The following is a 19,422-nucleotide window of genomic DNA, read 5'->3' on the forward strand; positions in this document are numbered from 1 at the left end:
TCGCCGCCGCAGCATTATCATGACGGGGAGCCTCAAGGCTCGCGGACGTCGCGTCAATCGCGACAGGGGAGCCGTCGTTGCGACTAAGATTACTGAAGGCAGGCTTGGAGCCAAGCACGCAGAACTTTAGAAAAGCCTGGCGTGGAAGCTTGCTGGCGAGTGCCGGGATGCTGTGCCTGCTCGCCCATGCCGCACAGGCCCAGCCCCCCGGGACCGATCAGGCGCAGCCGACGCGGAATTCAGACGCGGCCCTTACTGAACCGATCATTTCAGACGAAGAGTTCGACGCCAGCATTCCACCGATCGATGAAAGCGCGCCCCTTGGCAGCGTCCAGGCATGGGAAGCCGAGGCAGACCGGCGCGCGGCCAGCACCGGCCGAGATGCCAGCGTGAGCGCCGAGCCGACCCCCACCGAACAATCGACGGCGGATGAGGGCCTGCCTGCTCCGCCGGAACTGGATGAAGAGCTCGACCGGCCTCTCACCCCGCTCAACGCCTTCGATGTCGAAACCTTCGACGAGAGCCAGTATACCGAGGCTGACGAGGGCCCCGCCCCTTCGCTGCGCTACAGCTACAAGATCGAGGGTCTCTCCGCGCTGGACGGTGCCGGCCCGGTGCTGCCCGTCGATGGCGGGGACATTGTCAGCCAGTTCAAGTCGCTCTCCGCGCTCGAGGATGGCGATGGCAAGGCCGACAATGGCGCCATGATCAATGCCCGGCTGGAGGAAGACCAGAAATTGCTGGTCGATATCCTCTCCTCGCAGGGTTTTTTCGATGCCACGGTGCGGGGTTCGCTGGAGCTTCCCGAGCAGGACAGCAAGGGGCCGATTACGGTCATCTTGCAGGCCACGCCCGGACCGCGCTATCATCTCGGCGAGATCCGTTTCGATGCGCCGCCGGTACAGCCCGAGGATCTCATTACCCGCGCCTTCCGGCCCCGCAGCGGCGACCCCATCGTGGCCGAACGGATATTGGGTGCAGAGGCCAATATCGCGGTTACCCTGCCGGAGAACGGCTATCCGTTCGTGACTGTCGGCCAGCGCGATATCGTGCTCGATCCGGAGACGGAGGCTGGCGACTACACGCTGCCGATCACCCCCGGCCCCCGCAGCAGCTTCGGCGACATCGTGGTCGAGGGCGAGAAGCCGGTGTTCGAGCCGGACCATATCCAGAAGATCGCCCGCTTCCGCAAAGGGGAGCTGTATGACAGCCGCAAGATCGATGATCTTCGCCAGGCGCTGATCGCCACCGGCCTGCTCTCCGTGGGATCCGTGACGCCCCGCCCGAGCGGCGAGCCCGCGGGCGACGGCACGGACTATGCGACCCTCGTCGTCAATCAGGAGGCCGGCCCCGCCCGCACCCTCGCCGCCCAAGCCGGCTATGGCACGGGCCAGGGCGTCAAGGTCGAGGGGAGCTGGACGCACCGCAACATGTTCCCACCCGAGGGCGCGCTCATTGTTCAGGGCACGGCCGGCACATTGGAGCAAGGCCTCGGCGTCTCCTTCCGTCGCTCGAATGCCGGCAAGCGGGACCGCAGCGTGGAACTGGGCATCGATGCGCGCCACAGCAATTTCGACGCGTTCGAGGCGTTCACGGGCCGTCTTTACGGCCGCATCGCCTACGAAAGCACGCCCATCTGGCAGAAGCGGCTGACCTATAACTTCGGCTTCGAGCTGCTCGGCTCCAACGAGCAGGACTATAATTTCGACGCCGGTGAACTGAGGCGGCGGACCTATTATGTCGCGGCGCTGCCGGGTCAGGTGACGTTCGACACGTCCAACTCGCTGCTCGACCCCACCCGTGGCTTCCGGATCTCCGCCTGGCTCTCGCCGGAGGCATCGCTGGGCAGCGGCGCGCAGACATACGCCCGGGCACTGCTGGAAGGCACGGGCTACTACCCCATCTCGGACGGCTTCGTGCTGGCGGGCCGCGCGCGCGTCGGTATGATCGGCGGCGCGGCGCGCGAGCAGATCGCACCCTCGCGGCGCTTCTACGGCGGTGGCGGCGGATCGGTGCGCGGCTTTGGCTATCAGGAACTCGGCCCCAAGGATCCCGATGCCCGCCCCATCGGCGGCCGCAGCCTCGTCGAGGCCGCGGCGGAAGTGCGCTATCGCTTCGGTGATTATGGCATCGTGGGATTCATCGATGGCGGGCAGGTCTACACCAGCCAGGTGCCACGCTTTGACGATTGGCGCTTCGGCGTTGGCATAGGCGGGCGCTTCTACACCAATTTCGGCCCGATGCGGCTCGATGTCGCCACACCGATCAACCGCCAGCCGGGAGAATCCCGTATCTCCGTCTACGTCTCCATCGGGCAGGCTTTCTGATGGCCGATCCGACCCCGCCCTCCGTGCCGATCGCGCCGGATATGCCGGAGCAGACGGCCGCCAACACCGTGATCGTCCGCCGCCGGAGCTGGCCGCGCCGCGTCCTGATCGGCATCGGCACCCTGCTCGCCTTGCTGCTGGTCGTGATCATTGGCGGCTATGCCTGGCTGAACAGCGATAGCGGGCGGGGCTTTGTGACCCGTCAGATCACCGGCCTCAAGTTCGAGAACGGCATGTCGATCGGCATCGGGCGGATCGATGGCTCGATCTTCGGCGCCATGCGCCTGCGCAATGTGGAGGTGCGGGATACAAAGGGCGTATTCCTGAGCGCGCCGCTCATCGAGATGGACTGGCGGCCGCTGGCCTATGCGCGCAGCCATGTCGACATCCGTTCCCTGCTGATCCCGGCTGCCCGGCTGCATCGCGCGCCGGAATTCAAGCCGACGCCATCCAGCGACGGGCCGCTCCTGCCCGATCTCGACATTGACGTGAACCGGCTCGACATCGGCCGCCTGCAGATCGACGCGCCGGTGACCGGTCGCAAGCACCTGCTCGGCCTCGCCGGGACGGTCCACATCGCGGACCGACGCGCGCGGATCAAGGCGGACGGGCGCGCCATTGTGGCGCCGGGCGTTGCGGGTGGCGACCGGCTGGCGCTGCTCCTCGACGCCGTACCGGAATCCAACCGCTTGGCGGTCGATCTGCGCGTGACCGCGCCCGCACAGGGCTTGCTGGCGAGCTATACCGGCATCGCCGAGCCGACAGCCATCGCGCTGGCTGGCAAGGGTGACTGGCAGAGCTGGACCGGCAAGCTGACGGGCCAGATGGGCGACGAAAGCCTTGCCAACGTCGCGATCACGGGCCGCGACGGCACCTTCACGGTGCGCGGACCATTGCGGCCCGGGCTTTTCCTCACCGGCCCGGCTCGCGCCATGCTCGAGCCGGTGACGCAAATCGACATGACCGCTGCCCTCGCAGACCGCCGCGCCCAGATTCGCGGCGGCCTGGCCAGCGACAACTTCACCTTCGGCGCCCAAGGCCTCATCGATCTGGGCGCCAGCCGCATGGAGAATCTCGATCTCGCCTTCCGGCTCACCAAGCCCAGCGTGATCGCCGAAAACCTGCGCGGCGCGGACATCGCGATGAACGCCACGCTCAACGGCGCCTTCGTTGCCCCCTCTATCCGCTATGGCGTGAACGCCCGCCAGATTGGCTTTGGCGCCACGCTGATCGAAGGCCTCGCCGTCTCCGGCAGCGCGACTCTGGACAAGGATCGCTGGATGATCCCCGTCGAGGGACGCGCGCGGCGGATCAGCGGCGTCAATGCCAGCATCGAGCCACTGCTGACCAATGTGCGCCTGGACGGCGACCTGGCTTATGCCAATGGCCGCATTCTCTCGGACAATATGCGGCTGCGGTCTGACCGCATCGACGCCACCGCCGTGATCGTCGCGGACCTCAACACCGCGCTCTACACGGGCGCCCTCAATGGCCGGGTGAATGGCTATCAGGTCGAGAGCGTCGGCATCTTCAACCTGCAGACCGACATGGATCTCAAGACCGGCCAGAACGGCTCTTTCCGCCTCGGCGGCCGCGTCACCGCGCGCTCGACACGCCTGCTGAACGACGGGCTGCAAAGCTTTCTTGGCGGCAATGCACTGATCGTCGCGGATGTCGGCTATGACAGCAATGGCGTGGCCAGCGTCGAGCGGCTGAACGTCTCGGCACCGCAGTTTCGTATGACCGGCGCGCGCGGGCGCTACGGCGCTGATGGCAGCGTGCGCTTCTCCGGGCGCGGAAGCTCGGATCAATATGGCACGCTGGGCGTCGAGGTCACAGGCACGGTCAATCGGCCGCTGGTCCGGCTGGCAGCCGAGCGGCCGGGCCTTGGCATCGGCCTCGCCAATGTGACGGCGACCGTGCGGGGCGACAACGGCACCTATCTGGTGCAGAGCGAAGGCGCCTCCGACTACGGCCCACTGGACCTCAATCTGGCTGTAATGACTGCGCGCGGGCCTTTGACCGTTGATGTGCGCCAGGGCACGAGCTTCGGCGGCGTCGGCCTCTCCGGGCGCGTCTCGCAAAGCCGCGCCGGCCCGTTCGAGGGCACATTGCTGGCCGATGGGTCCGGCATCAATGGGCGGGTTGCGCTTTCCGCGCAGGGTGCCGTGCAGCGCGCGCTGGTAGATGCCACCGCGCGCAATGCCAGCCTGCCCGGCAAGGCCGGCCTTACCGTGGAGCAGGCGCTCATCAAGGCAGACATTCTGCTGACGGAGCAGCCGCAGATCGTTGCCGATGCGCAGCTTGCCGGCACGCGCATGGGCGATCTCACCATCGCGGTCGCGCGCGGCACGCTGAACTATCGCGAGGGCGGCGGTCAGGCGAAACTGCTGGTCGAGGGACGCACGCGCTATCCGTTCCGCCTGGCTGCCAACGCCCGCATGGCGCGGGATCTGTGGCAGCTCGCGCTGGACGGTCGCTTCAACGGCGTCGACGTCAAGACAAGCTCGCCGATGCGGATCGTGCCATCGAACGGACGCTATACACTCGCCCCGACGCGGCTCACGGTCGGCGGAGGCACCTTGCACCTCGCCGGCCATTATGGCGACGGCATGGCCGTGCAGGCGCGGATGCAGGATCTCAACCTCGCCATCGCCAACCCCTTCATGCCCGGCCTTGGCCTGGGCGGAAAGGCCACCGGCAGCCTCGATTTCACCCAGGCCAGCGAGACGGCCTTCCCCGCCGCCGACGCCCGCCTGACGATCGACGATTTCACCCGCACCAGCCTCGCGGCCGTCTCCGAGCCGGTCGATATCCAGTTCGCCGGCCGGCTGATCCCGCAGGGTGGGGAGGCGAATGCGCTCATCCGCCGGCGCGGCGCCGCGATCGGCCGCATGAAGGTCAGCCTCCAGCCGCTCGGGCCGGGCGCGGGTAGCTGGTCGACCCGCCTGCTCGCCGCGCCTCTGTCCGGCGGCTTGCGCTACAACGGCCCGGCCGACGTGCTCTTCTCGCTGGCCGCGCTGCCGGACCAGAGCCTCAAGGGTCCAGTCGGGGTCGCCGCCGATTTCAGCGGACGGGTCCGGTCGCCGCAACTCACGGGTGTCGTGCGGGCCAGCAACCTCACCTATGAGAACACCAGCTACGGCACCCGCCTCACCAACATGGCCGTGCGCGGGCGCTTCACCAACGACCGGCTGGAGGTCGAGAGCCTCACCGCCAATGCGGGCAATGGCACGGTCAGCGCCAGCGGATCGGTCTCGCTCAATTCCGATCAGGGCTTCCCGATCCAGCTCGGCATCGACATGAACAATGCGCAGCTGGCGCGCAGCGATGGCCTGCAGGCGCGGGCCACCGGCCAGATCCAGGTCGTCAACGGGCCCAACCAGCCGCCGACGATCACCGGCCGCCTCACCCTGCCCGAGACGCGCTATCGCATCGTCTTCCAGGGCAGCGCGGAAGTCCCGACGCTGACCGGCGTGCGGCGCAAGCCGACACTCAAGCGCGAGCGCATCTCCGGCGCGCCCGAGCCAATGAAGACCATCCCCTCTGACTGGCGGCTGGACCTGCGCGTGCAGGCGGATAACCAGATCTATGTGAGCGGCATGGGCCTCGAGTCCGAATGGGCGGCAGATTTGCGCGTCGCCGGCACCAGCGCAGCGCCGCAGATCACCGGCGGCGTCAACCTCGTGCGCGGCACGCTGGGCTTCGCCGGACGCTCCTTCGAGCTTCAGCAAGGCCGGATCACCTTCAGCGGGCCGGAGATGACCAACCCGCAGCTGCGCATCGTCGCGAGCGGCGAAGTCGAGGACGTGACGATCACCATCACGATCACCGGCAATGCTCAGGATCCGCAGATCGCGTTCACCTCCACGCCCAGCCTGCCGCAGGACGAACTGATGGCGCGCATCCTGTTCGGCAATTCGGTGGGCGAGCTGAGCGCCATCCAGGCCGTGCAGCTGGCCGCCTCGCTCAACTCGCTGCGTGGCGGCTCGGGCGGCCTCAATCCGCTCGGCGTGCTGCAATCGGCCGGCGGCATTGACCGGCTGCGTCTGCTGGGTGCCGATGAGGAGACCGGCCGGGGCACTTCGCTCGCCGTGGGGCAGTACATCAGCAATGATGTCTATGTGGAGATCATCACCGATGCGCGCGGCCATACCGCAACGCAGCTGGAAATCAGCCTCTCGAAAGCGCTCTCGGTGCTGAGTTCGGTCAGCAACTTCGGCGGGTCCGGCGTGAACCTGCGCTACCGGAAGGATTATTGATGCGCGCGGTGACGATCCTGTCGATGCTGGCAGTGCTCGGGCTGGCGGGGTGCAGCAAGGAGCCGAGCTTCGATGAGCGCTACGCTACCGAATCCAACCGGATCGAGGGCATGGCGGCCAATATGCAGGCGCAGCTCGACGAGCAACTCAATGCCTCTGCCGCGGCCGGCCGCCTCGCCCTCCCCATCGATGAAAATGATGTGGCCGACAACGCCACGGCCCAACCATGACCAGCCAGACCGACACCGACCAAGACAAGGAGGACCGCCCGATCTCTGCCCAGGAACTCGAAGTGCTTGCCGAAGAAATCCCTGGCGCAAAGGGCGATTCGCCGTTCTCTCTGCCGCCCAAAGCGTGGTGGGCGATCCTCAAGCGCATCTACGTGATGATTGGCTTCCATAATCTCAGCCTGCTCGCCGCCGGGGTCGCTTTCTTCTCCTTCCTTGCTTTCGTGCCGCTGATCGCCTCGATCGTTCTGCTGTACGGCCTCATTGGCGATCCGCAGATCGTCGCGAGCAATGTCAATCTGCTGCGCGGCTTCGTGCCACCGGAGGTGCTCACCATCCTGGAAGAGCAGCTTCTCGCTATCGTGACGACCAGCAAGGCAGCGCAGGGCTTCGGTCTGGTGCTGGCCCTCGCCTTTTCGATCTATGGCGCCATGCGCTCGGCGACGGCGATGATCGCCGCCCTCAACATCATCTATGAAGAGCATGAGACGCGCAATTTCTTCCGAACTACCGGCGTGGCCGCCGGCATCACCGTCGGCATGGTCGCGGTGGGTGTTATCGGCACCTTGGCGATCTCGCTGTTCACTTATGCCGGGCGCGTGCTCTCCGATTATATCGGCAGCGGTTCGGCGCTGATCATCCAGTTGGCGACCTGGATTTTCGCGGGTGTGCTCATCAGCCTCACCTTCGCCGTGTTCTACCGCTATGCGCCGGACCGCAGAGCCGCGAAATGGCGCTGGCTCTCGGTGGGGTCGGTGCTCTCCACCCTGCTGTGGGTGGGGATCACGCTGGGCTTCGGCTTCTACGTTGCCAATCTGACCAATTATAACGCCACCTATGGCTCGCTTGCCGCCGTCGTCATCTTCCTCATGTGGCTGTTCCTCTCGGCTTATGCAGTGTTGATCGGCGCAGAGGTCAACAGCGAGATGGAGCGGCAGACGATGGTCGATTCCACCATCGGGCCGGATCGCCCGATCGGCCATCGCGGCGCGGTGATGGCAGACAATCTGGCGGTGAATGATGCCAGCCGCATATTGCTCGAAAAGAAGCGCCGGCGCGACGCCGATCGGGCAGCCAACAAGGCGCATTGAGCGAGGTTGCCGAGGACGCTGCCAATCTTTTCGGGAACGATCCGCTTCCCTCTCGTGTTCGCTCTATATCCGTAAGCAATGGGAGTAATGCCGTGACTGCAAGGATTTACGCCGTGGCCGCAATCGCCACGCTGGGTTTGGCAGCCTGTAGCAGCCCCGATCACACGCAGAACAACGCCGTGCCGGCCAATAATGTTGCCGACAATGCCATGATGGGCAATGCCACGGGCAATATGGCGAGCGGCGAAAGCGCCACCGCGACCCTGCAGACGGCGCAGGGCGCGCCGGCCGGCACCGCGACCATCCGCGCCATGGATGGCGGCTTGCAGATCATGCTCGCCCTGCAGGGCCTGCCTTCAGGGAGCAAGGGTGTCCATGTGCATATGACCGGCAAGTGCGATGCGCCCGACTTCACCACGGCGGGCGGTCACTGGAATCCTGCCAGCACCAAACATGGTCTGGAGAACCCGCAGGGTCAGCATGCCGGCGACATGCCGAACATCGACATTGGCGAGGATGGCCGGGGTACGCTCGAATACACGCTCAAGGGCGCCACGATGGCCGGCTTGATGGACACCGATGGCTCGGCGATCGTCGTGCATGAAGGCACGGACGACCAGCGCACCGATCCGTCTGGCGATAGCGGCGGGCGCATTGCGTGCGGCGTCTTCCAAGCGGGCGCCTGACCGCGCGTTTAGGTGATTTTCTCGAAGCCGGGGCTGATCGCGAGATCAGTAACCGGCTTCGACAGCCAGTCGGATGGCATCCGCTCCGGTTCGGACGCCCAGCGCCTGAAACAGCGCGGCGCGGTGCATTTTCACGGTCCGCTCACTGAGACCAAGGTCGAATGCGATCTGCTTGTTGAGCTTTCCGGCAGACATCAGCACCAGGATTCGCCTTTGCCGTTCGGTGAGTGCCGAGACGCGTGCGGTGGCCATGCCGTTGCGGCTGTCCGGCCCGGCGGATGCCACGGCCGCAACCTCGACCTGAGACCCCAGAAAATATTCCAGCCCGCCATCGGTGTCGAACATCGGCGCGATCATCACCGCATTGCGGAACGGCGAGCCATCCTTGCGATAATTGGTGATCTCCACAATAGCCGGCTTCTTCTGCCGGATAGCCGAGCGCAGCAATTCGCTTGATGCGGCTTCCGTTTCGGCCCCGTGCAGGAAGCGGCAATTGCGTCCGAGAATTTCCGCGCGGCTATAGCCGGTAAGACGCAGAAACGCCTCATTGCAGGCGATGATGGGATTATCGGGCAGCCGGGGATTGCTGATCACCGCTGCGGTCGAACTGGCATCGATGATGTCGCTTATCGCCATGCCGGCAGCGATATCAAAAGCCGTACGCACCGCCAAGGTCTGGCGGGAGAATGGCAGTGTCCGAGCGAGTTTTCTTGCGCGGCTGCATGGCAGCCTTAGCCCTCCAGCCCCCTCGCCCCGGCCCCTCCTCTGAAGAAGAGGGAGTAAGCTGTGAGCCTTCCTCAGCCCTCCGGCCGGGCGTGCCGATCCAGAAAGGCTACGAAAAGCCCCAGCCACTGGCGGACCGGCAGTTGCGGCCAGCCCAGCCCGAAGCCGTGGCCGCCTTCCTCGAAGAAATGCGCCTCCACCGGCCGCCCTGCGACACGCAGCGCCTGCAGCATCTCCAGACTGTTCGACGGCGGCACCGCCGGATCGTCGAGCGCGTGCATCAAGAACGTGGGCGGCGTCTGCGACCCGACATGGGCGGCCGGCGAGCGCCGGGCGACCAATGCGGGATCGGGCTTCTCGCCCAGCAGATATTTGCGCGAATCCGCGTGGGTATCCGGCATGCGCATGCTGATGACCGGATAGATCAGCCCGGCAGTGCGCGGCCTCGCATCGAGCCGGTCGATGGCATCGCGCGGGGCGTAAACCGGCTGCGCGAAATCGGTGATGAGCGTCGCCGCCAGATGCCCGCCGGCCGAGAAGCCCAGCACCGACACCTGATCGGGATCGATGCCGTAGGTTCCGACCATCGACTTGATGAGGCGCATGGCGCGTTGCGCATCCTGCAGCGGCACGTCGGACCGGTTGGTCCAGCCCTCCCCCGGCAGCCGGTGGACGAGGACGAAGACCGTATAGCCCTGCGCTGCAAGCGCCTGCCCGACCTCCGCCCCTTCATTATCGATGGAAATGAAGATGTAGGCACCGCCGGGAATGACCAGCACCGCGCGGCCATTGGACTTGGCCGGGCGGAAGACGCGCAGATAGGGCTTGTCGACATTGTGCATGAAGACCGGCGGCGCCTTGTCCATCGGGAGAGAACGTGCCGAAAAGCCGCTTTCGGGCGGCGCGCCCGTCCACAGGTCGATGGTCGGCGCGGCGGTCCAGGAAGGCGGAATGACGCGAGGCGGCATCCCGGCTGGCGGCTGGGCAGCGGCGATCGGCACGCTTGCTGCACCGGCCACGGCTGCCGCGATCCCCGCTGCCGCCAGAAAGCCCCTGCGATCCAGTGCGCCGTCTTCCTTCGCCATCAGTCCTGTCCCATCATCGTCGCCGGCTGAGCCGGCTTATGTTCACAACGCCGCAGACACTAGCGGTAATCGATTGCATTGCAAGCCGTCCGGCGGTTGGGAGCTGCCCGCCAAATCCGCCGACGTTGAGCCAATCGACATTGCGAAAGCAATCGATTACAGCCATGCCTTCATTCGCCGCGCGTTGCTGCGGAATGATAATCTGCATGCAGCCCGGTTCGACCGACGCTGCGATGGAACGATAAGGCCGAGAGGATCGCGAAGTGACGGAACGCCCCCACATCCAGCCGAGCAACGCATCGGCCCTGCTGAAATGGCTGGTCTTCCTCATGTTCGCGATGTTCGCGATGACCACCGATTCGGTTGGCACGGTGATTCCGCAGATCATCCGCGAGTTCAATCTGGGCATGACGGCGGCCGGATCGTTCCAATATGCGACGATGTCCGGCATCGCTATTTCGGCCATTTCGCTCGGCTTTCTGGCAGACCGCATCGGCCGTAAGGCGACGATCCTGATCGGCCTGACGCTCTTTGGCCTCAGTTCTGTCGCCTTCGCAGCCGGGCATGACTTTCTGTTCTTCGTCGCCTTGCTGTTCATCTCCGGCATCGGCATCGGCATCTTCAAGGCCGGCGCGCTCGCGCTGATCGGCGACATCTCCCGCTCGACGCGCGAGCATTCGACGATCATGAACTTGGTCGAGGGCTTCTTCGGCGCTGGCGCGATTGTCGGCCCGGCCGTCGTCGCTTGGTCGCTGCAGGAAGGGCTCAGCTGGAAGTGGGTCTACTTCCTCGCCGCCGGCATCTGCGCCCTGCTCGTGCTGGGCGCATTCGGCGCGCGCTTCCCGACCCCGGTGCGGGCCGATGAAAAGCCTGCCGATCCGCGCGATGCTGCCCGGATGATGACCGATCCCACCGCCATGTTCTTCGCCACCGCTCTGATGCTGTATGTCGGCGCGGAAGCCGCGATCTACGTGTGGACGCCGACATTCCTCGCCAGTTACGAGGGCTCGAACGCGTGGCTCGCGGTCTATGCCGTCTCGATCTTCTTCGTGCTGCGCGCGGCCGGTCGCTTCCTCGGCGTGTGGCTGCTGGCGCGTTACGATTGGACCGCCGTGCTCGCCGTGTGCACCGTCGCAATGACGATCCTGTTCTGGATCGCCGTGCTGGGGGATCGGGGCGTCGCCATCTACGCCCTGCCCGCCACCGGCCTGTTCATGTCCGTGCTTTACCCCACGATCAACTCGACCGGCATCAGCTGCTTCGAGAAAGCGCGGCACGGCTCGGTTGCAGGGCTGCTGCTGTTCTTCACCTGCCTCAGCGCTGTCATCGCCCCGCTTGCGATGGCGCTGATCGGCGACGGGCTGGGTGACGCGCGCTACAGCATCGCGCTCGGTGCGCTGATGGCGACGGGCCTTGCCATCCAGTGCATCTGGAACTGGCGCAAGCAGCCGTTTGCGAGCCGTCTGGCCGAGCGCAACAGCGCCGATTACCGCAAGGAAGTCATCATCGGCGACACCGGCCCGACCGCCTGACGGGCCCTCCCGGCGCGGACGCTGCGGCCCGCGCCGGAAAAATGCTTTGGCAAAACCCGCCTGCGCCCTAGAGATGCCATTTGTTTGGCCTTTGGATGCGAGAGGACACAGGAGCGTTGAAACCCAAGCAGGTTCGGACAATCTACGATCTGGCAGAGCTCGCCGGTGTCTCCGCCGCGACCGTCTCCCGCGCGCTGGCCGGCAAGGCCGTGGTCAATTCCGAGACTGCCGAGCGCATCCGCAAGCTGGCGCAACAGCATGGTTTTCAGCCGAGCCCACTGGCCCGCAACCTGCGCACGCGCAAGACCGGGGCCATCGGCGTGGTCATCCCGCTCGGCCATGAGCGCGCCCAGCATATCTCCGACCCCTTCTTCATGACGATCATCGGCTTCCTGGCCGATGAACTCACCGAGCGCGGTTTCGACCTGATGCTCTCGCGTGTCATCCCGGACCGGGACGACTGGCTGGAGGGCATCATCAAGACCGCGCGAGTGGATGGCCTCATCATCATTGGCCAGTCCGACCAGTCCGCCGTGCTCAACGCCGCCGCCGGCCATTATCTGCCGATGGTCGCCTGGGGCGCATTCACCCAGGGCCAAAGCCATTGCTCGGTCGGCACCGACAATTTCCTCGGCGGCCAGATGGCGATGCGCCATTTGATCGAACGCGGGTGCAAGCGCGTGGCGTTCCTCGGCAATCCCCGCGCCATCGAGATCGCCCAGCGCTTGCAGGGCGCACGCGCGGTGCAGCAGGATCACGCTGCGGACGTGATGCTGACCGAAGTGCCGACCCACCTCGCGCCGGAGCTCAGTGCGCCGGACATCAACGCCTATCTCGATCAGGTCGATCAACTGCCTGACGGCATTTTCGCGGCCTCGGACATGATCGCCCTCGCCGCCGTCCAGACCGTCATCAGCCGGGGCATGTCGATCCCCGACGATGTGCGAATCGTCGGCTTCGATGACCTCCCGATTGCGCAGAGCATCGTGCCGCCGCTGACCACGATCCATCAGGATATCGCCAGCGGCGCCACGCAGATGGTCGATTGCCTGCTTAAACGCATCGAGGGCCGACAGACCGGTTCGATCATTCTCAACCCCGCTCTGGTGGTGCGCGGCTCCACCTGACGGACCGATTTTCCGCTGCGACAGCCCTATTCCAAAATGGTTGTAATCGATTGCCAATGGCGTATTGGTTGCGAGGACTTGAGGAACGGGGACAATGATCGAAATTCAGGCGCAATCGCGCGCATATTTGCAGCATGGCGCGAGGAGCCCATGGCCTTGCAACACAGTTGCGAACGCCTCCTTTCCGGACATCGCCTGCCCCGGCCTCCTGCGCACTCGCGCCCTCTCCTTTCTCTGACCTAACTGGCTCTCCATGAACGATATCAGCACGACCCGCTGGGCGATCGAACAGCTTAATCACCTCAAACTGACCCCATCCTGCGTGGCGCCGCTCATCGGCGAGGCCGATGTGGAACGGATCAGTGAGGATGTGTGCGTGTGGGATGCCTGGCCCATCCTGCAGCGCGACGGTTCGCCGGCGCCGGCCGATTTGTGGATGGCGCTCGCCTCCCCCTGGTTTGCCGACCCGGATGACCGTCACGGTCATGCCCGCATTCATTTGTTCGAGCGGCGGGGGGATGATTGGCGGCATTATGGCCCGGTGATGCCGGACAGCTTCTCGCCCGGCAGCCGGGAATGGTCCGGCTCGGCCTATGTGGAGAGTGACGGCCGCCGGTTGGCGCTCTATTTCACTGCCGCCGGCTTTCGCGGCGAGAGCGAACTCAGCTTCGAGCAACGCCTGTTCGAGGTCGAGGCCGATCTGGTTAGCCAGGATGGCGGCTGGTCCGTCGAGAATTGCCGCAATCTGCGCGAATCCTTCCCGCGCGACCCGCGCTTTTATGCCGATCCGCTGTCGGCCGGTGGCGGCCTCGGCACCATCAAGGCCTTTCGCGATCCCGGCTATCTGCTCGATCCGGCGACCGGCGAGCATTGGCTGCTGTTCACCGGATCGCTGGCCACCTCGCAATCCGCCTATAATGGCGTGATCGGCGCGGCGCGGGCCGAGCCCGATGCCCTCGGCCAGTGGGAGGTGACCGCGCCGATCATCAGCGCCGACGGCCTCAACAATGAGCTGGAGCGCCCGCACATCGTGCTGGCCAATGGACTCTATTATCTGTTCTGGTCCACACAGACCCATGTGTTCAACCCGGATGCCCCCCGCGCCCCGACCGGTCTCTACGGCATGGTGTCCGAGCAGATCACGCACGGGTGGAAACCCTTGAACGGTTCCGGCCTCGTCATCGCCAACCCGCCGGAAGCACCGCGTCAGGCTTATAGCTGGCTGGTGCTACCCGATCTCTCCGTCACCGCCTTCGCGGACGATTGGGGCCGTGGCGAGGCTGCCGAGGGTGCTAAGCGCTTTGCCGGCACCTTCGCGCCGTTCCTTCGTCTCGCCTTGGATGGCGAGACGACGCAGATTATCGACTGAGCCATGTCGAGCACGCGCCTTGCCGGGGTCGAGCTGGGTGGGACGAAGACCTTCGTCCTGCTCGCTCAAGGTGATCGCATCGTCGAGCGGGTTCGCATTCCGACCACCCAGCCGGACGAGACGCTGGCCGCCGCCAACGCACAATTGCGCGCCTGGCACGCGGATGCGCCGATTGCCGCGATTGGTATCGCATCTTTCGGCCCCATCGCTCTGTCCCGCAAATCCGATAATTTCGGCCATATGCTGCCCACCCCCAAGCCCGGCTGGGCGGGCGCCGACATTGCCGGCGGGCTGACAAGCGGCCTCGATTGCCCGATGGCCATCGACACGGACGTCAATGGCGCGGCCCTGGCCGAGCATCGCTGGGGTGCCGGTCGCGATCTCGATTGCTTCTGGTATATCACCATCGGCACCGGACTCGGCGGCGGTCTGCTCGTTGACGGCAAGCCGGTGCACGGCGCCATGCACCCGGAAATCGGCCACATCCATGTGCGACGTGCGGCAGGCGACAGCTTTGCCGGTGTCTGCCCCTTCCATGGCGACTGCATCGAAGGACTGGTGAGCGGCCCCGCCCTCGCCTCCCGCTTCGGCACCAGCCCGCAGGACGTCGCCGATGACGATCCGCGCTGGAGTTTCGTGGCGTCAGACCTCGCGCAACTCGCCGCTACGCTGTTCCTCACCACGGCCGCCGAGCGCATCCTGCTTGGCGGCACCGTCGCTACCAGCCGCGCTGCGCTCCTGCCAGCCGTGCACGCCACATTGCTGCGGGATCTGGCGGGCTACCTGCCCTTCCTCACGCAGGAGACGGTCGAGCAACGTCTGTGCCTCGCAGGCCTCGGCGACGAAGCCGGCCCAATGGGCGCCATCGCGCTCGCCATGGCCGCGCTGCAGGGCTGAGCTTTTGACAGAGCGTTTGCGCGGCGTGACGACGCCGCCGCGGCGTTCGCTTGCCACATCGGCACTTCATACTCACTGAATTGGAACTTGGCTGGGGCGGGAGGATTCGAACCTCCGCATGGCGGTACCAAAAACCGCTGCCTTACCGCTTGGCTACGCCCCAGCATCGCGCGCTGCGAGCGGCCCATATACAGGGCCGGGCGCAAATGCCAAGCGGGAGAAACGGTGGTTTGGCGATCTCTTTCGGTGAACATCCTCCCCTTGCGCGCCCCGCCTGCGAAAGGGGCGAGCGGGGTACGGAACGAAGTTCCATCGCCTGCCCACAGGCCTTATGAAGCGGCGCATGAGCAACGCCCCATCCAGTCCCGCAGCCTCCCCCTTGTTCCTGCGCGAGGAGGAAATCCGTCGCGGGATCGAGCTGTTGCAATTTGGTCATATGGCGTTCGCGCAGGCCATGGACCCGATTTTGGATGAGCATCGGCTCGGCCGCGCGCATCAACGGGCGCTCTACTTCATCGCGCGGCGGCCCAATCTCAGCGTGTCGGCGCTCATCGCGCTGCTCGGCGTGACCAAGCAGTCGCTGGGGCGCGTGCTCGATGAGTTGATCGAGCGCGAGTTGCTCGTCGTCAACAAAGGCGACCGCGACCGTCGGCAGAAGCTGCTGAGGCTGACGCCTGCCGGGCAGGCCATCGAGCAGGCGTTGTTCGATGCCGTGCGTGAGCGGTTCGCGGCGGCCTATTCGGCAGCGGGGCAATCCTCCGTCACGGGCTTCTGGCGGGTGCTGGAGAGCCTGCTCGATCCGGAAACGCAGCGACTGGTCGCCGCCCTGCAAATCGCGCGCTGACGGTTCAGCTGGCCTTGGTGGACAAGGCAGCGAGAACTGCACCCCGGTCCCGCGCAGCCTTCAGCGTCTCCATGACGAGCGGGGCGAGGCCGTCAGACCGATCCAGCACGTCCAGCCCTTCGCGGGTCATGCCGCCCTTGCTGGCCACCGCATCCGCCAGATCGGCGGGCGGGCGATCCGCCGCCGCTGCGCTCAATGCGGCGCCTTCCACGGTCTTGAGGGCCATGCGCGCGGCGGCATCCGGCGCAAGGCCGAGTTCGGCGCCGGCGGCAGCCAAGGCATCGATGAAGCGATAGACGAAGGCCGGGCCGCATCCTGCGAGCGCCGTCGCGGCATCGAACAGTTGCTCATCGCCCAGCCATTCGACCAGACCAAGGCGGCTGCACATGGCGTCGACCAGATCGCGCGCGCGTTCGTCAGCCGCGTCTTCCACCTTGAGAATGCTGACACCCTTGCCGACCCGAACGGGCAGATTGGGCATGCAGCGGACAATCGACTGGACGGCCGGGAGCGCATCCCGAATGCGCGCGATCGGCACGCCCGCGAGGATCGAAAGCAGGGTCGCCCCGGGACCAAGAAGCGGCGCCGTTGCCCCGGCGACGTCCGCCAGTTGCTGCGGCTTGCAGCCGAGCATCACCAGCGAGTCCCGGTCCACGGGCCCCTCGAGGGCGGTCAGCACCCGAACGCCCGGCGCGACCGCCTTGCCGCTGGGACGTACGACCGTCACCCGCTCGGCAGGCAGGCCCTCGTCGAGCCAGCGCAGCAACATGGCCCCGGCCATGTTACCGCAACCCAGCAGAAGAAGGTGCGAAGGCCACATCGGGCCAGCCTCAGGCTTCGCCATGCGTCTCGATCAAGCTGGCGGCCATGGCCTCAGCGGGATTTTTTCCGCCCCACAGCACGAACTGGAAGACGGGGTAGAAGCGCTCGCATTCGTCGATCGCGCTTTCCACCAGCAACTGCGCCTGATCGAGCGTCAGCGATCCGCTGGGGCCGAGCAAGGCGCCATGACGGAACAGCAGCGTGCTACTCGCCGACCACAGCTCGAAATGGCCGAGCCAGAGCTGCTCGTTGATGAGCGCGATTGTTTCGCAGATCGCCAGACGCTTATCATCGGCGACGCGAATGTCCGGCAGCACGAGAAGCTGCAGCACCATGTCATCGTCACGCCAGATCGCCCGGACCTCATATTCGGTCCAGCTGCCACGATGGCGCGCGACCAGTTCGTCCTCGCCGACATGCTCGAAGGGCCAGTCATGCGCCTCAAAATAGGCCGCCAGCATGTCGATCGGCTCGGCTTCCTGCTCGCCGCCTGTAAATTCATCCCGGTCGATCATACTCAAAAACCGTCAGTCCACTTCCTGTAACGGCCAGCGCCGCCCTGCCCCTGCTGGACAGCCCTTCGTAGCACGACACGGCGCAACCGGAAAGGCAGGCGGCGGCGAAGCCGCGCCCAACCTGTCCGGAATGCGCCATGTTGCTGTGAATAAGTTGTGGATAAATGCGGGATAGCCGGTCGAAAACTCAGCTTGCGGCCTTGTCCGACGGCTTGCCGGTCTTCGGCGCACCACCCTCCAGCGCAGCCAGCCGCGCCTCGAGCGCTTCGACCTGCTCGCGCGCCTGCGCCGCCATGGCCTTGACCGCCTCGAACTCTTCGCGGCTTACGAAATCGAGCCCGCCGATCCACTCGCGCGCGCGCTCCCGGGCGTTGCTTTCAAACTCGCGCCCCACCCCGGCCACGGTGCCGGCGGCGCCGTTGATGATCTTGGACAGGTCGTCGAAAAAGCGGTTTTCACTTTGCATGGGTCTGATCCTTCGCCGCCGCTGATGGCGGCCATCGCCTAGATTTGGGTACGCACGGCGGCCGGAACAAGGGTTTCGGCATCCGGGTTCATCCGGTCGATATCGAAGGCGAGCCCGCTCGCAAAGCCCAACCAGCAAAGATAGGGCACCATCAGCCACGCCGCGACAGACCGAATCCGCCCGAAGAGGATGGTGGTGATCGTCGCCAGCGCGAGAATGACGAGGATCAGATAGAAGGCCAAAGTCGCCTGATGTGCGCCGAAGAACAAGGGCGACCAGACGAGGTTGATGCAGAGCTGGACGATGAAGAGCGTGATGGCGAGCCCCCGCCCCCTCGCGCCGCGCGCGTGCAAGATCATCGCCAGCGCCAGGGCCATGAGCAGATAGAGGGTTGGCCACACCGTGCCGAACACCCAACCGGGCGGCACCAATGCCGGCTTGCTCAGCGCATCGAACCAGCGATTATCATAACCGCTGTTGGACAGATAGCCCGACACAAAGCCGAGAAACTCGATGGCGGGGATGGTGACAAGCGCCCAGCGGAGGAAAGACATCCGCAACTGACTTCGCGATGCAATCTGGTTCACGCGCACTCCCACTTCATGCCGAATCCCCACAGCGTTGACATGACTTTAACGATGGCGTTGCGCCGCGCCAGCCCTTCCCGCATGCCGATTGCACGGGAGAGGATCGCGCCTGCTTCATCCTGGCACGCGTGCACCGGCAATCAGGAACTCCACATTGCCTTCCGGCCCGGTGATCGGGCTGGTGGTGAGGCCTGTAACCTGCCAGCCCGGTTGCGCCGCCAGCCAGGCCTCCACTTCCGCACAGACGCGGGCGTGAACGGCAGGATCGCGCACCACGCCGCCCTTGCCGACCTCTTCGCGCCCCGCCTCGAACTGCGGCTTGATGAGCGCGACGAGCCGGGCGGCGGGTGCCGCGAACGTCAACGGGCGCTCCAGCACCTTGGCGAGGCTGATGAAGCTTGCATCGCAGACGATGATGTCGACCGGCTCGGGCACTTGGGCGGCCGTCAGAATGCGTGCGCTGGTCTGCTCGTGGACGATGACGCGGGGGTCTTGCCGCAGCTTCCAGGCAAGCTGGTTGGTACCGCTGTCGATCGCATAGACCCGCGCCGCGCCGTTGGTCAGCAGCACGTCCGTAAAGCCGCCCGTGGAGCTGCCGACGTCCATCGCCACCAGTCCGGCCACATCGATGTCGAACGCCTCCAGCGCGTGCGCCAGCTTGAGGCCGCCACGCGAGACCCAGGGGTGATCCCGCCCCTTGAGGACGATCTCCGCCTCCTCCGGCACCGCCTGCCCCGCCTTGTCCACTGGTTTGTCGCCGACCAGTACGTTGCCGCTCATTATGAGGGCCTGCGCGCGGGTGCGGCTCTCGGCAAGGCCGCGCTCGACGAGCAATTGATCGAGGCGCTTCTTGGCCATGCGC

The 19,422-nt window shown here is 65.7% G+C and carries 17 protein-coding genes and 1 tRNA gene; 10 read left to right on the forward strand and 8 right to left on the reverse strand.

From position 1 onward, the window contains the following. Nucleotides 1-149 precede the first annotated feature (149 nt). The 5 genes from M2343_RS06965 to M2343_RS06985 all read left to right on the forward strand — a co-directional run bounded on the left by M2343_RS06965 (nt 150) and on the right by M2343_RS06985 (nt 8,593). Nucleotides 150-2,327 (forward strand): autotransporter assembly complex protein TamA, encoded by a 2,178-nt coding sequence (locus M2343_RS06965; protein ID WP_264576089.1) that lies wholly within the window; start codon nt 150-152, stop codon nt 2,325-2,327. Next, entirely contained in the window at nt 2,327-6,589 is a 4,263-nt protein-coding gene (locus tag M2343_RS06970) for a translocation/assembly module TamB domain-containing protein (protein WP_264576090.1), read from the forward strand. Before M2343_RS06965 ends, M2343_RS06970 begins: the two co-directional genes overlap by 1 nt. After that, nucleotides 6,589-6,819 carry a hypothetical protein gene (locus M2343_RS06975; RefSeq protein WP_181559269.1) on the forward strand — a complete coding sequence of 77 codons (231 nt, stop codon included), beginning with the start codon at nt 6,589-6,591 and terminating at the stop codon, nt 6,817-6,819. Before M2343_RS06970 ends, M2343_RS06975 begins: the two co-directional genes overlap by 1 nt. Beyond that, a complete protein-coding gene (locus tag M2343_RS06980; protein ID WP_264576091.1) occupies nt 6,816-7,907 on the forward strand; it encodes a YihY/virulence factor BrkB family protein in 1,092 nt (363 codons plus the stop codon). Before M2343_RS06975 ends, M2343_RS06980 begins: the two co-directional genes overlap by 4 nt. Before the next feature lie 92 nt (nt 7,908-7,999). Continuing rightward, nucleotides 8,000-8,593, forward strand: coding sequence for a superoxide dismutase family protein (locus M2343_RS06985; protein WP_264576092.1), 594 nt, complete (start codon nt 8,000-8,002; stop codon nt 8,591-8,593). Nucleotides 8,594-8,638: 45 nt separating this feature from the next. Here M2343_RS06985 and M2343_RS06990 read toward each other — a convergent pair whose 3' ends face one another. Together M2343_RS06990 and M2343_RS06995 are read right to left on the reverse strand one after the other, a co-directional pair. After that, complete coding sequence (locus tag M2343_RS06990) at nt 8,639-9,229, reverse strand: response regulator transcription factor (protein ID WP_264577517.1); 591 nt, start codon at nt 9,227-9,229, stop codon at nt 8,639-8,641. 161 nt (nt 9,230-9,390) lie between these two features. After that, a complete protein-coding gene (locus tag M2343_RS06995) occupies nt 9,391-10,401 on the reverse strand; it encodes an alpha/beta hydrolase (protein WP_264576093.1) in 1,011 nt (336 codons plus the stop codon). A gap of 263 nt (nt 10,402-10,664) precedes the next feature. Here M2343_RS06995 and M2343_RS07000 point away from each other — a divergent pair, with 263 nt between their 5' ends. From M2343_RS07000 to M2343_RS07015, 4 genes are all read left to right on the forward strand, one after another. Next, nucleotides 10,665-11,933, forward strand: coding sequence for an MFS transporter (locus M2343_RS07000; RefSeq protein ID WP_264569951.1), 1,269 nt, complete (start codon nt 10,665-10,667; stop codon nt 11,931-11,933). 116 nt (nt 11,934-12,049) lie between these two features. Continuing rightward, nucleotides 12,050-13,060, forward strand: coding sequence for a LacI family DNA-binding transcriptional regulator (locus M2343_RS07005; RefSeq protein ID WP_264576094.1), 1,011 nt, complete (start codon nt 12,050-12,052; stop codon nt 13,058-13,060). Between the two features lie 253 nt (nt 13,061-13,313). Next, entirely contained in the window at nt 13,314-14,429 is a 1,116-nt protein-coding gene (locus M2343_RS07010) for a glycoside hydrolase family 68 protein (RefSeq protein WP_264576095.1), read from the forward strand. 3 nt (nt 14,430-14,432) lie between these two features. Then, nucleotides 14,433-15,326: an ROK family protein gene (locus M2343_RS07015; protein ID WP_264576096.1), complete on the forward strand. Its 894-nt coding sequence runs from the start codon at nt 14,433-14,435 to the stop codon at nt 15,324-15,326. An 88-nt stretch (nt 15,327-15,414) separates the two neighbouring features. Here the strand turns inward: M2343_RS07015 and M2343_RS07020 are convergent. Next, a tRNA-Gln gene (locus M2343_RS07020) sits at nt 15,415-15,489 on the reverse strand. A 180-nt stretch (nt 15,490-15,669) separates the two neighbouring features. Between M2343_RS07020 and M2343_RS07025 the strand changes: the two genes are divergently transcribed. Beyond that, nucleotides 15,670-16,170, forward strand: a complete 501-nt coding sequence (locus M2343_RS07025; protein WP_264576097.1) for a MarR family winged helix-turn-helix transcriptional regulator — start codon at nt 15,670-15,672, stop codon at nt 16,168-16,170. A 4-nt stretch (nt 16,171-16,174) separates the two neighbouring features. Here M2343_RS07025 and M2343_RS07030 read toward each other — a convergent pair whose 3' ends face one another. The 5 genes from M2343_RS07030 to M2343_RS07050 all read right to left on the reverse strand — a co-directional run bounded on the left by M2343_RS07030 (nt 16,175) and on the right by M2343_RS07050 (nt 19,418). Then, the gene (locus tag M2343_RS07030) at nt 16,175-16,990 is read right to left on the reverse strand and encodes a pyrroline-5-carboxylate reductase family protein (protein ID WP_264576098.1); all 816 of its coding nucleotides are present in this window, start codon (nt 16,988-16,990) and stop codon (nt 16,175-16,177) included. A gap of 10 nt (nt 16,991-17,000) precedes the next feature. Then, complete coding sequence (locus M2343_RS07035; protein ID WP_181559260.1) at nt 17,001-17,507, reverse strand: YbjN domain-containing protein; 507 nt, start codon at nt 17,505-17,507, stop codon at nt 17,001-17,003. A 187-nt stretch (nt 17,508-17,694) separates the two neighbouring features. Further along, nucleotides 17,695-17,973 (reverse strand): accessory factor UbiK family protein, encoded by a 279-nt coding sequence (locus M2343_RS07040; RefSeq protein ID WP_264576099.1) that lies wholly within the window; start codon nt 17,971-17,973, stop codon nt 17,695-17,697. A 38-nt stretch (nt 17,974-18,011) separates the two neighbouring features. After that, nucleotides 18,012-18,560, reverse strand: a complete 549-nt coding sequence (locus M2343_RS07045) for a TspO/MBR family protein (protein ID WP_181559258.1) — start codon at nt 18,558-18,560, stop codon at nt 18,012-18,014. Between the two features lie 114 nt (nt 18,561-18,674). Then, nucleotides 18,675-19,418, reverse strand: a complete 744-nt coding sequence (locus tag M2343_RS07050; RefSeq protein WP_264576100.1) for a TlyA family RNA methyltransferase — start codon at nt 19,416-19,418, stop codon at nt 18,675-18,677. Between the last annotated feature and the right edge of the window lie 4 nt (nt 19,419-19,422).

This window comes from Sphingobium sp. B8D3B (genome assembly GCF_025961875.1).
In the GTDB taxonomy this organism is placed as follows: domain Bacteria; phylum Pseudomonadota; class Alphaproteobacteria; order Sphingomonadales; family Sphingomonadaceae; genus Sphingobium.

Coding starts and splice junctions, on each gene's coding strand:
- M2343_RS06970 (WP_264576090.1), top strand. CDS start 2,327: ATGGCCGATCCGACCCCGCCCTCCGTGCCGATCGCGCCGGATATGCCG.
- M2343_RS06975 (WP_181559269.1), top strand. CDS start 6,589: ATGCGCGCGGTGACGATCCTGTCGATGCTGGCAGTGCTCGGGCTGGCG.
- M2343_RS06980 (WP_264576091.1), top strand. CDS start 6,816: ATGACCAGCCAGACCGACACCGACCAAGACAAGGAGGACCGCCCGATC.
- M2343_RS06990 (WP_264577517.1), bottom strand. CDS start 9,229: ATGGCGATAAGCGACATCATCGATGCCAGTTCGACCGCAGCGGTGATC.
- M2343_RS06995 (WP_264576093.1), bottom strand. CDS start 10,401: ATGGCGAAGGAAGACGGCGCACTGGATCGCAGGGGCTTTCTGGCGGCA.
- M2343_RS07010 (WP_264576095.1), top strand. CDS start 13,314: ATGAACGATATCAGCACGACCCGCTGGGCGATCGAACAGCTTAATCAC.
- M2343_RS07015 (WP_264576096.1), top strand. CDS start 14,433: ATGTCGAGCACGCGCCTTGCCGGGGTCGAGCTGGGTGGGACGAAGACC.
- M2343_RS07025 (WP_264576097.1), top strand. CDS start 15,670: ATGAGCAACGCCCCATCCAGTCCCGCAGCCTCCCCCTTGTTCCTGCGC.
- M2343_RS07030 (WP_264576098.1), bottom strand. CDS start 16,990: ATGTGGCCTTCGCACCTTCTTCTGCTGGGTTGCGGTAACATGGCCGGG.
- M2343_RS07035 (WP_181559260.1), bottom strand. CDS start 17,507: ATGATCGACCGGGATGAATTTACAGGCGGCGAGCAGGAAGCCGAGCCG.
- M2343_RS07040 (WP_264576099.1), bottom strand. CDS start 17,973: ATGCAAAGTGAAAACCGCTTTTTCGACGACCTGTCCAAGATCATCAAC.
- M2343_RS07050 (WP_264576100.1), bottom strand. CDS start 19,418: ATGGCCAAGAAGCGCCTCGATCAATTGCTCGTCGAGCGCGGCCTTGCC.